We start from the raw sequence: 12,903 nt of genomic DNA, 5'->3' as shown, positions 1-12,903 counted from the left end.
CAAAAACATTTAATAACAATAACAAGTGAATAGCGATTTTTATCGTCACGCACCTAAAATTAACAGCCCCGTACCGACTTGTAATCGGACAAGGGCTGTCAAGCAGGTTGTTGCATCGGCAATAACGATGATGTCCGACACTATTTCTTTACGGGAATCTTGGCGATGCGACGCTCGTGACGACCACCGTCGAAGGGTGTTGCAAGGAATGCGTCAACAATTGCGAGTGCGAGAGCGGGCTCGATGAAACGTGCGGGAAGCACAAGCACGTTGGCGTTATTGTGGGCGCGTGCAAGCTTGGCAAGCTCCACATTCCAGCAGAGAGCCGAGCGTATTCCCTGATGCTTGTTGAGCGTCATGTTGATGCCATTGCCGCTTCCGCATATACCGATTCCGGGGTAATCGCGTCCGCTTTCAACAGCCTCGGCACAAGGATGAGCATAGTCGGCATAGTCGCAGCTTGCATCGCTGTCGGTTCCAAAATCCTCATACTCGATGCCCTGCGACATCAGGTATCCCTCAACAATGCTTTTAAGTTCATATCCGGCGTGATCGCTGCAAATGGCAATTTTCTTGCCAGGTTCAAGTATTGACATAGTTTCTATAAATTTAGGTTTTTATCTAAGACGAATTCAAAGATACATAATTACCGTGAAATTCCTATCGTCACATTGCAAAAAAATTGCGTCACAACGCCTTCGGTGAGAATCAGAATTTCTGTATGTCGACAAGACGCTTGTAGAAGCCGTTCTTTTCGATAAGCTCGTCGTGGGAGCCGGCCTCAACAATGCTGCCTTCATGCATGACGCATATTATGTCGGCGTTCTTTATGGTCGACAGCCTGTGAGCTATCACCACGGTCGTGCGGTCGCGCATCAGTCGGTCAAGAGCCTCCTGCACAAGTTTTTCGCTCTCGCTGTCGAGTGCCGAGGTGGCCTCGTCGAGAATGAGTATGGGCGGATTCTTGAGAATGGCCCTGGCGATTGACACACGCTGACGCTGGCCTCCCGAAAGGCGGCATCCTCGGTCGCCGATGTTGGTGTCGTAACCGTTTTCCGACTCCATGATGAATTCATGCGCATTGGCAATCTTGGCCGCTTCAATAACCTGCTCGGGTGTCACATCCTTCACACCGAAGGTGATGTTGTTGTAGAAGGTGTCATTAAACAGGATGGCCTCCTGATTGACATTGCCCATCAATCCGCGTAAGTCGTGTACACGCAGGTCGCGAATGTCGATGCCGTCGACCTTGACGCTGCCCGAATCCACATCATAGAAACGCGGCAGCAGGTCGGCCAAGGTGGATTTGCCCGAACCGCTCTGCCCAACAAGAGCCACCGTCGCACCGGCCGGAACATGCAGCGTCACATCCTTTATGACGGGGTTGGTACCGTAGCTGAACGTAACGCCCTCATAGTCGATAGACCCCTTGAAGTCGACAAGCTCCTTGGGCTTCTCTGGATCCTGGATGGGATTGCGCGCATCGAGAATGCGGTCGACACGCTCCATCGAGGCAAGACCCTTCTGAATCGAGTAAGCGGCCTTCGACAGGTCCTTGGCGGGATTTATGATGCTGTAGAATATTATCATGTAGTAGATAAACTTGGGGGCGGTGATTGACGCGTTGCCGCTGAGAATCAACGTGCCGCCAAACCACAGGACGATGGCAATCGTGAGCGTACCGAGGAACTCGCTCATGGGATGTGCGAGCGACTGACGGCGCGCGATGCGGTTGCTGATGCGGTAAAACACCTGATTTTCACGATGGAAGCGCGACTGCACCTTCTCTTCGGCGTTAAATGCCTTGATTATGCGCAGGCCGCCGAGAGTTTCCTCGATATTGGACATGAGCACGCCCCACTGGGTCTGTCCCTCAAACGACTGTCGCTTCAGCCTCTTGCCCACTCGACCCATGACCAATCCGGCGATAGGAAGCAGGATGAGCACAAATATGGTCAGCTGCCACGATATGGCCACCATCATGACAAGACACACAATGATCATCACGGGGTTCTTGAACATCATGTCGAGCGACGCCATCACGGAGTTCTCGATCTCGGCGACATCGCCTGTCATTCGCGCCATCACATCGCCCTTGCGGGAGTCGGTGAAGAACGACATTGGGAGCCTCACAATCTTGTCGTACATGTAGTTGCGTATGTCACGCACGATTCCCGAGCGCAACGGCACGATGAAGTAGGAGCTGAGATAGGCCGTACCCGTCTTCAGGGCGGTCATCACCACAAGAATTGCGGCAAGTCCGGCAAGAGCCACCGACTGTCCCCAACGCGCAATCATCACCTGCACATAGTAGTAGAAGTTATTGATCAGGATATCGTTGATGTGCTCGAAATCGTTGAAAGGCATGTACTCATAGTGTCCCTCATTGATGCCGAAGAGCATCTCAAGGATAGGAATGACTATGGCAAACGAGAACAGCGTCAGGAAAGCCGTGAGTATATTGAACAGTATGTTGAGCGCAAGGTATTTCTTATAGGGAGGTACGAAGCGCCTTATAATAGCAAAAAACTCTTTCATAGTACAAAGTTAATGATTTTCTTCACAACGCCGACAAACACCCTTGTTACAAAATCATTTATGGACAATAAAAACACATTTTAGGATAAAAGCGGTGTTTAATTATGGGATTTTTGTAATTTTGTCACAGCCCAGTGCGACTCACAGATGAAGAACAGAACTCTGAAAATATGCCGCGTTGTAGTGTCGGTTATCATCATGGCGATGGTAACGCTGCTGTGGGTTGAGTACAGCGCACTGCTTCTCAACGCATTAGGATGGATCGAACGGATACAGATAATCCCTGTGTCGATAGGATTCTCATTCGGCATTCTCGTATTCTGGTGGCTGTTCACATCGCTGTTCGGACGCATATACTGCTCATCGATATGTCCGCTCGGCACCTTGCAGGACATTGTTGCAAGAGTAGGACGAAGCAGCCGGCAGGGGTCGCGACGCGACTACCACTACTCCCCGCCGCTCACCACGCTGCGCTACACAAGCCTCGCCATAGTCATAGCCTGCCTCATAGGCGGACTGACGCTGCTCCCCACCGTAGTCGACCCCTACAGCATATACACCCGCAGCGTGGTCGACCTGCTGAAGCCGGTGTGGGGATGCATCAACAACCTGCTCGCCAAGGCTGGCACCGCCACCGGACTGTGGGATGTAACCTATGTCCACGTGTTCACCGCATCGGCTTTCGGCGTTATATTGTCGATAGTGTCGATAACGGCCATCACGATTCCCGCATGGTTCTACGGACGCACATTCTGCAACACCATCTGCCCCGTGGGTACAACGCTCGGACTGATAAGCAAGCAGTCGCTGTGGCACATCGACATCGACACCGACCTGTGTACCAACTGCCGTCGATGCGAACACGCGTGCAAGGCGTCATGTATAAACATGGACGACCACACAGTCGACGGCTCGAGATGCGTAAACTGCTTCAACTGCCTCACGGCATGCCGTGACAACGCCATATTCTACCGCCCGACGCGCAAGCAGCTTTCAATACCGATGCTGCAACGCACCGATGCCAAAGCCGCACCGCCAGCGGCACAGGGACAGGCGGCACCGATGGCCGAATGCTCAACCGATAATACAACTAATACAACCGACCAACCAACCGACCGATGAAACAATATCTCGACCTGCTCCGTCACGTGAAGGAGAACGGAGTATCAAAAAGCGACCGCACCGGAACAGGCACACGCAGTGTGTTTGGCTATCAGATGCGCTTCAACCTCGAAGAGGGATTCCCCTTACTTACAACCAAGAAACTTCACCTGAAATCCATAATATACGAGCTGTTGTGGTTTCTGAAAGGCGATACTAACGTAAAGTACCTGCAGGACAACGGAGTGAGAATATGGAACGAATGGGCCGACCCTGACGGATCGCTCGGACACATATACGGCTTCCAGTGGCGCTCATGGCCCGACTACAAGGGCGGATCGATCGACCAGATAACCGAAGCGGTGGAAACAATCAAGAACAATCCCGACTCCCGACGCATAATAGTGAGCGCATGGAATGTTGCCGACCTTGAAAACATGAACCTGCCGCCATGTCACGCATTTTTCCAGTTCTATGTGGCCGACGGACGACTGAGCCTGCAGCTCTACCAGCGTTCGGCCGACATTTTCCTCGGCGTGCCGTTCAACATCGCCTCCTACGCGCTGCTGCTAATGATGATGGCGCAGGTGACGGGGCTCAAGGCAGGCGACTTCGTGCACACTCTTGGTGACGCACACATCTACAACGACCACCTCGAGCAGGTCGACCTGCAGCTGACGCGCGAACCGCGAAAATTGCCGCGCATGGTCATAAATCCCGATGTGAAGAGCATATTTGACTTCACCTACGATGACTTCAAGCTCGAAGACTATGACCCGCATCCCCACATAAAGGCAAAAGTATCGGTATGACGACACGCATTTCAATAATAGCCGCCGTGACACGCGACGGCGGCCTCGGCCACAAAGGCAACCTGCTCTACCGCATAAGCGACGACATGAAGCATTTCAAAGCCGTCACGATGGGCAAGCCCATCATCATGGGACGCAAGACATTCGAGTCATTTCCCAAAGGAGCGTTACCCGGCCGACGCAACATAGTGGTGACACGCAATGCGTCATATAACGCTCCCGGAATCGAAATAGCCACGTCGCTCGACGAGGCTATCAACATGACGGCGGCAAGCGACGAGGCAATGATAATAGGCGGCGGTGAAATCTACCGTCAGGCCATGCCACATGCGTCACGCATCTACCTGACGCAAATCGATGCCGATTCTCCCGACGCCGACACGCGCTTCCCCGAAATCGACGCAACCCGATGGGATGTCACACAACAAAGCGAAGCGGCAACCGATCCCCGCTCGGGAGTCAATTACCGCTTCGTAACTCTTGATCGCAAATAGCCCGATCAGCCAAGAAGCATGCCGGCACCTACCGAAGCCGACACATCCTCGCCGAGTGTTTCCGACACGATGGCGAGAGCAAAGAAGAGAGCCGACGACGGACCGTTGGAGGTAATGAGATTACCGCTTATGACTACACGGTCGTCGATATAGTTGGCCCCGCCCTTTATTAGATCATCCTTGAACGAGGGATAGCAGGTGGCGTTCTGTCCGCGTACAATTCCAAGCGGAGCGAGCACCACGGCAGGTGACGCGCATATAGATGCGATGCGTCCGTCCTTACGATACTGGTTGGTCAACATGTCGCTGAGCTTGCCCGATGCGGCAAGATTTGTGGCTCCCGGCATTCCGCCCGGTGTTATCAGCCACTCGGCATCGTCGGCATCTATTTCATCAATCGTCTTGTCGGCCAACACCGTCACTCCGTGGGCGCCCTTGACCTCACGATTCTTTGTTATCGATACTGTATATACCTCCATACCGGCACGGCGCATAACATCGACCGGAGTCATTGCCTCGACTTCCTCAAAGCCTTCGGCAAGAAAAAGATAGGATGTTTTCATAATCTTAATCGTTATATATTCTTGAATTTTGATTCAGGCGGCTCAATCATTGCCGTCATTTGTAAAGATAGGCATTTGACCTCACAAATCATAATGATGACAGCGTTTTTATCTCATAATGATATTATTTAACAATTTGTCAGCTAACGGATAAAAAGTACGGGGCATGTCGCATGACATGCCCCGTAAATCATATAGTAAAGTCAATAAGACTATTTCTTTACCACTGTGCAAGAGTAAGGATACTTGCTGAGGTCAAGGGTTACAGTGTAGTCACCTTCCTCGCCCTCGAAGTTGAGGTCACCGCCTCCGAATGTAAGATTGTTTACATCGCCTCCGAGATTAGGCTTCGCCCATGAATGGTCGGTCATGAACTTGAAGCTGCCGGGCACCAAATGAACATCAAGTGTCCATATCTCATAGTCTTCGTTAGGCGTCATCTCTACTGCATCGGCTTCCGACCATCCGTTGGGAGTAGCGCTGCCGATAAGGGCAAGACTGCTGATATACTCCTGAGTGAATGTCATGTCGGGCATATTAACGGTGAGATAGTACAGACCAACCTTTGTGAGCACGCCCTCAAGGATGTTGCCGCCCGAAGTTGACAGAGTGCCTTCGGTTTTGCCGGCTCCTATCCACTGACCGTCGCCGGTCATGAACTTGAATCCGTAGATGGGGTCGATACCGGCAAGACCCTGGAAGTTCTCATAGTCGGTTGAGTAGAGAATACCGTGCTCGTTCCATCCAAACTGGTTGGGCACATACATCACAGCCGGAGTCTTGGAGATTGTGTAGGTGAGGTCCTCCATGTTGATTGTAATGTCGTAGTGACCTGCCACCTTGATTACACCTGCCTGAGCGTCAACGCCCACAAGCTTGCCTTCCATAGCCTCATCACCGTTGGTGGCGGGGCCATATTGAGTGTTGTCACCGGGAACCCAGTCGCCTGCCTCGAATGTCGATGCCGGAATTATCTTCCACCACCAGCCTGCAGCAGCCTGCTCGGCGGTAACCTCAATGTTTATAAGCTTGAACACGGGATCGTCGTAGGGGCTCTTGTCGGAGTGAGTGAATGCGATAGCCTGAGGTATCTTCCAGTCACATGCAGTACCTACGAGATAGTAATTATCCTCGATTACGAAGTCGGCGGGAAGCGGAGTCACCACGAGCGACTGCTTGGCACCGATGGCACCGAGCAGCACCGAAGAGGTGCCGTTAACAGCATAAGCCGTATAGTCGACATAGATTGTGCGAGCCTTGGGCGACTTGCCAAACATCTTGCGGAATACTTCGTTGAGCTTCACTGAAGCTACCGAAGCAGTCTTATTGTCGTCAGCAACATTGAGCACCATAGCCTCGGGGTTGCTCATGTCGGCCGATTCCGACACGCGCATAACCACGCTGAGGTCGTCGGTTGCGGGGAAGTCCTCGAGCTTTGTAATGTTGACCATCGAGAATGTTTCGGCACTCGAAAGGTCGATGGCTCCTCCATCGGGCAACACATCGGTAGCCTCGATTCCGTCGGCCGGCATTACCGGTTCCTGCGGAGTCACCTGCGGAATACCGCGATATACATCGTCGCTACAAGCGGCAAGGCCGAGGGCGAAAGCCGCAAAAAGCGCAATATTAAGTTTTAATTTCATTGTATCGTCAGATTTATTTGTTCATACCTTATTTGTCATCACTCAACGGGGTCGACAATTTCAAAGTCAACGCTACCGGCCTTGAGGTTAACGGTAAACTTAACCCAGTTGGCAGTCCATCCGGGAACGTTATAAGAACCCTTGTAACCGGGGCCGCCAATCTTGCCTGAGTACTTGCCGCCGTCAAACTCGATGTCTACAGCATTGTCATCCTTCTGTGAACCGTAGGAATCGGCATCCCATCCGGTCAACTCCTTGTAGAATCGCATCGTAAACTGTCCGTCGGGGATAAAGAATGTTCCGACATAAATCTGAGTACCGATACCGTTGTCGGGCTCATAGAGCATCCAGTCTTCGTAAATTGCAGCATTGGATTCGCTCGGCTCGTTCCAACCGTTGGGCGCACCTACGAGATAGATCCATCCCGGCTGACGAACCGAAGGATAGCTTATCACATTGGGAAGAGTCACTACGTTGGACTCGATTGAGTAGAGGTTGGCCAAATCGCCGGTCAACGAGGGGAAGAACGAACGTACACGCACATACACGGGACCTGAATAGGCTTCGCGTCCGGCATACTGGCTGATGTCGGTGTAACCGAGACATGCGCTGATACCGTCGGCTATGTCACGTGCGGGAACATCAAGAGTGGTGTGAGTGGTGGTGTAAGCCACTTCCGAATAAGGGAGAGCGTCTTCGGCGCTGTAGAGATACTTGGAGTCGCTGATCACCTTGCTGAACTCGGGGTCGAGCGACACCTGAACAGCATAGGTGGGAGGAGTTGCGACATCGTAGTCGGGCTGAGAGCAGGTAAACTGAACGCTACCTGCTGTTTCAAGAACATAAGTCTGATTGGCCAACGGAGGAGTATTGAGGAAGTCCTTGTTGACGGGTTGTTTCGCCTTCGGGTCGGTATTATCCTCACAGCTCACGAAGGATACTGCAGCCAATAATACAGCGCAAAGCAAAAATATTTTTTTCATAACTGTAAGCTATTCTGTTAAAGGTTAACTAAATCAATATCCTTCATTCTGTCCAAGAGTATTTACATACTGCGTAGGAATTGCATAGAGGTTGCGGGTAGCGGCAATCGACTGTCCCGATTCTATACCGCCCTTCCAGCTCCAAAGGTAGGAACCGCCGGTGAACTTTCCGAAGCGAATAAGGTCGCTGCGGCGATGTCCTTCCCAGTAAAGCTCACGCATACGCTCGTCGAGAAGATTCTGCTCGTTGAGCGGCAGTGACTCCATTCCGGCACGGTCACGCACCTTGTCGAAGTAGGCCTGACCGTCGCATGACACACCGTGAAGCTGGCACTCGGCGAGCATCAGGAATGTATCGGCAAGACGGAACAAGGGGAAGTCGGCGTTATTGAACGTATTCATCTTTATAGCACCCGAAGTGTTGTAGTAGTCGTTCTCGTTGGTATAGGTGAACTTCATGCTCATGTAGCCGCTGCCACCGGGCATTTCCCAGTCACCGATATTGGAGAGGTCGTTGGAAAGGCCCTCGGTCCAGAACAGGTAACGCTCCTCGTCACGTGCGCTGATGACATTGGGCACTTCGGGGCGAACACGCGGGCCACCCCATCCTGTACCTTCTATGCCAAGACGCTGCTGGAGGTTCTTGTCGATGTTTGCGTTATAGGCACCGAGTCCGAGGTAGGTAGTACCACCGTAGGTCTGTGTGTTGGAGTTGTCCTGAGGAATACCCCAAAGAATTTCCATCGGGCCGCCGGCCGACTGTGAAGCTACATACTTGTCGTTGCTACCGCAGAAGAGGTAACGGTAGGTGGGAGCAAGGTCGGGAATGGTCTTTACGATTTCCTGACAGGCAGTGGCACACTGCTGCCACATTGCAGTTCCGGTGTAGACCTCGGCATTGAGGTAGAGCTTGGCGAGAAGCATCAGGGCTCCTTCGCGTGACACACGACCGTAGATGGTCTGCGACGCGGGCTTAAGACCCTTGATGTCATCCTCAAGATCGGCAACTACGAGAGGGAACATCTCGGCACGAGTCATGGTTTCGGGAGTGGTACCTATCGAATGCTCCTCGGTAACCCAAGGTCCTTTTCCGAAGAGGTCCATCATGTGATAGTAAGAGAGAGCGCGGAGAGTGCGGGCCTCACACTTCATGAGGGCGATTTCGTCGGCTGAAATGGGGTTGGCTACAACAGCGGCCTCATCGATGATGCGGAGGAACTCGTTGCAAAGGTTGATCTGGAATGTGAAACGTGACATTGCCTCATAGAGCCAGTGGTTGTCGGGCGACCAAGTGGCGTAGTCGAGCTCGTCAAGACCCGCATCGTTCCAGTTCTTTCCTACGAAAGCCTCATCGGTGCAAAGTTCCTGAAGATTCCACAACTGACGGGTGTAGACACCGGCACCGCCGTCGTCGACATTGATGTCGGAGCCTCCGTTAACGCCTGAAAGCACAAGGCCGCCATAAACCTGGGCCAGTACCTGATAGTATTGTTCACCGCTGGTAAGTGTAGTGAGCTGACTCGGGTTCTTGGGGTCGACGTTGAGGTCGTCGACACACGAAGAAAGTCCCATGCCTAAAGCCACACAAGCGATAGCTGTATATTTAAGTTTGTTGATAATCATTTTTAATAATCGTTTTAATGGATTAGAATTGAGCTACTATACCGAATGATACGGTGACAGGACGAGGATATACGGCATTGTCGATACCGCCGAATACCTCGGGATCAAGGCCGTTGTACTTGGTGATCACGAAGGGATTCTGAACCGCTCCGTAGAGGCGCAGACGAAGTGCGTCGTTGAGCAGGTTGGGCCAAGTGTAACCAATAGTGATGTTGTCGCAACGGAGGAAGCTTGCATTGCGCACGAAGTAGTCGCTCTGCACGCCGCGCACTCCAAGGTCGTTGAAGAGGAAGCGATTGCTCATGAGGTTGCTCAACGGTGCCGATGAGGTCGATGAGATAGAGGTGTTGGCTGCTTCAAAGTCGTTGTACACCCAGTTGCCGATATTGGCACGAAGTACCATACCGAAGTCCCAGTTCTTATAGTTGAACGTGTTGTTCCAGGTGAACACCACCTTCGGGTCGCGGCTGTGATAGATGTACTTGTCGGCTTCGGTTATCTGGCCGTCACCGTTACGGTCGACAAACTGACCTTCGATGGGGTCGCCGTTAACATCGTAAACCTGCTGGTAAACGTAGAAGCTGTAAGCGGGGTGTCCCACCATGTGGGCCTGGATGTTGGTACCTGTACCGGCCGAGATGCCACCGGTAGCAATGAAGTAACCGGGATCGTCACCGTCGGTAAGCTTGGTGATCTTGTTCTTGTTCCAGGAGATGTTGAAGTCGGATGTCCATGTGAAGTCACGTGTCACGACAGGACGAGTGTTGATGTTGAACTCGATACCGGTGTTCTCAAGGTCACCGATGTTGGTGTTCATTGCATTGGTCAGGTTAGATCCTGCGGGAACGGTGGCCCAGGTCAACAGGTCCTTGGTCTTGCGCTTGTAGACCTCAAGGTTACCTGCGATGCGGTTGTTGAGGAATCCGAAGTCGATACCGAAGTTCCATGTGGTTGTTTCCTCCCACTTGATGTCGGAGTTGTAACCGTTAGGCTTGATAACATTGATGAATCCGCCCTTTCCGTCGGGGATGATGTTGGGATAGGCAGTGGTGTTGGGAGCCGAATTACCGTTGTTACCTATTGTATAGATAGGCATGTAGGGGAAGAAGTCGTCGCCTATATCCTGCTGACCGGTGATACCCCAGCTGGCACGAATCTTAAGGTCGCTGAGCACGCTGCGTGTGGGTTCCATGAAGGCTTCGTCGATTATACGCCATGCAAGAGAAACCGACGGGAATGTACCCCAGCGATGATTCTTGGAGAAACGTGAAGTACCGTCCTGACGCAATGTCACGGTGGCGAGATAGCGGTCCATGAATGTGTAGTTGATACGACCGAAGAACGAAACGAGCTTAAGGTCGTTGCGGTAGTAGTTGGTGGGATAAGCCTGGAAGCCCTTGTGCTCACCGGTGTTTACCTGAGTGAAGCTGTTGCCCTGCCAACGGAATGACTGCCAAGAGTAACCTGCAGTAGCGTCAAGGTTGGATGAGATTGCGTCGAAATCCTTCTTGTAGTTGAGGTAGAAGTCGAGAAGGAGGTTGGCCTTCACCTGGTGTTCGTGGAAGTAACGGCCTTCACCGTCCTTTACATTCTGAATCTTCATAACCGCAGGATTGTCGGGATCGGGGAGGAGCAGGTCGCTACCGTTTTTCCACGACATAGGAGAGTTGGCTGCCCAGATGTTGTTGACATTGGAGCGGCTCAAGTCGTAACCGAGGTTGAGGTTGGCGTGGAGTTCGCGGAGGAACGGCATTGCCAGGTCGAGCTGAAGGTTACCTATGCTCTGATATACCTTTGATGAAGAGTTGTATTCGTTAATCAATGACACGGGGTTGAGTGTCTGGATGGTGTTGATGCTTGAACCTGCATCGGTGGGACGGGCTACACGTGTTCCCACATAGGTGGTGTAATTGTTGAACACATTGCCTTCGGGAGCATAAACGGGCAGCGTGGGGTTGAAGCTTACCGACGCGCCAAGGGCACTACCGTCGAAGAAACGGTTGTTGATGTAAGCGCCGCGCACGTTGGCGTTAACTGAAAGGAGGCCGTCGAAGAACTTGGGCGAAAGATTGATACCCACTGTTGCACGGTCCATCTTGGTGGTATTCACGATACCGTTGTTGTTGGTGTAGCTTACCGACACACGATAAGGGAGCACCTTATAAGTACCGCCTACGCTCAGGTTGTAGTCGCTTGACACTGTGGTGCGGAGCACTTCCTTCTGCCAGTCGGTGCTTGCATTGCCGAGCGCATTGGCCTGGCTTGAGCCTTCACCGTAACGGTTGAGGATGAATGAGCTGAACTCCGACGCGTTCATCATGTCGACATAGTTGCGCGGGGTGTTGATGTACATATTTGCGGCAAAGTTAACTACGGGAGCGCCCGACGAGCCCTTCTTGGTGGTGATGATGATCACACCGTTGGATGCACGGCTACCGAAGATGGCAGTTGCCGAGGCATCCTTAAGGATTGTCATCGACTCGATGTTCTCGGGGTTTACGAGTGACATTGGGTTAGAAGAACCCAATGTGCCCTTGGTGTCCATGGGCACGCCGTCGATAACGATCAACGGCTCGTTGCTTGCGCTGAGTGATGCACCACCACGAATCTGGATGCTTGCACCGCCTTCAGGCTGACCGCCGTTGGTGGTAACGACAACACCGGGGCTGCGGCCTACGAGAAGGTCCTGAGCCGATGTTGCAAGACCGGCCTGAACCTCACTGGGCTTGATGGCCGAAACCGCACCTGTGGCATCGCTCTTCTTAACGCTACCGTAACCGATGGCCACAACTTCGTTAAGCATTACCGAGTTCTCCTTGAGGACAACATTGATGTTGGTGCGGCCGTCAACAGGTATTTCTTGTGTATCATAGCCGACATACGACACAATCAACGTGGCTTTAGGGTCGACCGAAAGGGAATAGTTACCGTCGAAGTCGGTAGCAGCGCCCACTGAGGTGCCTTTAGCTATCACACTGGCTCCGATAAGAGGTTCTCCGGTAGCGTCGGTCACAGTACCCGTCACTGTAATCGTCTGTGCCAGAGCCGGGAAGGAGAAACACAGGACCATCACGGCGACAATCCAGGCCTTCCGAGTCATTTGAAAACAAATGTTCTTCATGCAAGAGTTTGTTTAGTTTTACATT

10 protein-coding genes are annotated in these 12,903 nt (G+C 52.3%); 3 read left to right on the top strand and 7 right to left on the bottom strand.

What is annotated here, in order from left to right; translation table 11 throughout:
* Window positions 1–140: 140 nt before the first annotated feature.
* Both rpiB and E5354_RS08025 read right to left on the bottom strand, forming a co-directional pair.
* On the bottom strand, window positions 141–596 hold the full coding sequence (gene rpiB / locus E5354_RS08030) for a ribose 5-phosphate isomerase B (RefSeq protein ID WP_123394951.1): 456 nt from the start codon (window positions 594–596) through the stop codon (window positions 141–143).
* A gap of 112 nt (window positions 597–708) precedes the next feature.
* Window positions 709–2,538, bottom strand: coding sequence for an ABC transporter ATP-binding protein (locus E5354_RS08025; RefSeq protein ID WP_135947133.1), 1,830 nt, complete (start codon window positions 2,536–2,538; stop codon window positions 709–711).
* Window positions 2,539–2,685: 147 nt separating this feature from the next.
* Here E5354_RS08025 and E5354_RS08020 point away from each other — a divergent pair, with 147 nt between their 5' ends.
* From E5354_RS08020 to E5354_RS08010, 3 genes are read left to right on the top strand one after another with little or no spacing between them, the layout of a single operon-like run.
* Window positions 2,686–3,660, top strand: a complete 975-nt coding sequence (locus E5354_RS08020; protein WP_135947131.1) for a 4Fe-4S binding protein — start codon at window positions 2,686–2,688, stop codon at window positions 3,658–3,660.
* Complete coding sequence (locus E5354_RS08015; protein ID WP_123394948.1) at window positions 3,657–4,451, top strand: thymidylate synthase; 795 nt, start codon at window positions 3,657–3,659, stop codon at window positions 4,449–4,451. Before E5354_RS08020 ends, E5354_RS08015 begins: the two co-directional genes overlap by 4 nt.
* Complete coding sequence (locus E5354_RS08010) at window positions 4,448–4,945, top strand: dihydrofolate reductase (RefSeq protein WP_135947129.1); 498 nt, start codon at window positions 4,448–4,450, stop codon at window positions 4,943–4,945. Before E5354_RS08015 ends, E5354_RS08010 begins: the two co-directional genes overlap by 4 nt.
* A 5-nt stretch (window positions 4,946–4,950) precedes the next feature.
* Here E5354_RS08010 and E5354_RS08005 read toward each other — a convergent pair whose 3' ends face one another.
* The 5 genes from E5354_RS08005 to E5354_RS07985 form a co-directional block, all read right to left on the bottom strand.
* Window positions 4,951–5,508, bottom strand: a complete 558-nt coding sequence (locus E5354_RS08005) for a DJ-1 family glyoxalase III (RefSeq protein ID WP_123394946.1) — start codon at window positions 5,506–5,508, stop codon at window positions 4,951–4,953.
* A 212-nt stretch (window positions 5,509–5,720) separates the two neighbouring features.
* Entirely contained in the window at window positions 5,721–7,151 is a 1,431-nt protein-coding gene (locus tag E5354_RS08000) for a DUF5115 domain-containing protein (protein ID WP_135947128.1), read from the bottom strand.
* Between the two features lie 38 nt (window positions 7,152–7,189).
* On the bottom strand, window positions 7,190–8,134 hold the full coding sequence (locus E5354_RS07995; protein ID WP_123394944.1) for a SusE domain-containing protein: 945 nt from the start codon (window positions 8,132–8,134) through the stop codon (window positions 7,190–7,192).
* A gap of 33 nt (window positions 8,135–8,167) precedes the next feature.
* Window positions 8,168–9,757, bottom strand: coding sequence for a RagB/SusD family nutrient uptake outer membrane protein (locus E5354_RS07990; protein WP_135947126.1), 1,590 nt, complete (start codon window positions 9,755–9,757; stop codon window positions 8,168–8,170).
* Window positions 9,758–9,779: 22 nt separating this feature from the next.
* Complete coding sequence (locus tag E5354_RS07985; protein ID WP_123394942.1) at window positions 9,780–12,857, bottom strand: SusC/RagA family TonB-linked outer membrane protein; 3,078 nt, start codon at window positions 12,855–12,857, stop codon at window positions 9,780–9,782.
* Between the last annotated feature and the right edge of the window lie 46 nt (window positions 12,858–12,903).

This window comes from Muribaculum sp. NM65_B17, from assembly GCF_004793735.1.
In the GTDB taxonomy this organism is placed as follows: Bacteria; Bacteroidota; Bacteroidia; order Bacteroidales; family Muribaculaceae; genus Muribaculum; species Muribaculum gordoncarteri.
Note: the sequence above shows the minus strand (reverse complement) of the source record. Positions and strands in the feature narration are given on the sequence as shown.

Excerpts from the sequence above, each read along its gene's own strand:
- rpiB (WP_123394951.1), bottom strand. The coding sequence starts at position 596 with ATGTCAATACTTGAACCTGGCAAGAAAATTGCCATTTGCAGCGATCAC.
- E5354_RS08025 (WP_135947133.1), bottom strand. The coding sequence starts at position 2,538 with ATGAAAGAGTTTTTTGCTATTATAAGGCGCTTCGTACCTCCCTATAAG.
- E5354_RS08020 (WP_135947131.1), top strand. The coding sequence starts at position 2,686 with ATGAAGAACAGAACTCTGAAAATATGCCGCGTTGTAGTGTCGGTTATC.
- E5354_RS08015 (WP_123394948.1), top strand. The coding sequence starts at position 3,657 with ATGAAACAATATCTCGACCTGCTCCGTCACGTGAAGGAGAACGGAGTA.
- E5354_RS08010 (WP_135947129.1), top strand. The coding sequence starts at position 4,448 with ATGACGACACGCATTTCAATAATAGCCGCCGTGACACGCGACGGCGGC.
- E5354_RS08005 (WP_123394946.1), bottom strand. The coding sequence starts at position 5,508 with ATGAAAACATCCTATCTTTTTCTTGCCGAAGGCTTTGAGGAAGTCGAG.
- E5354_RS08000 (WP_135947128.1), bottom strand. The coding sequence starts at position 7,151 with ATGAAATTAAAACTTAATATTGCGCTTTTTGCGGCTTTCGCCCTCGGC.
- E5354_RS07995 (WP_123394944.1), bottom strand. The coding sequence starts at position 8,134 with ATGAAAAAAATATTTTTGCTTTGCGCTGTATTATTGGCTGCAGTATCC.
- E5354_RS07990 (WP_135947126.1), bottom strand. The coding sequence starts at position 9,757 with ATGATTATCAACAAACTTAAATATACAGCTATCGCTTGTGTGGCTTTA.
- E5354_RS07985 (WP_123394942.1), bottom strand. The coding sequence starts at position 12,857 with ATGACTCGGAAGGCCTGGATTGTCGCCGTGATGGTCCTGTGTTTCTCC.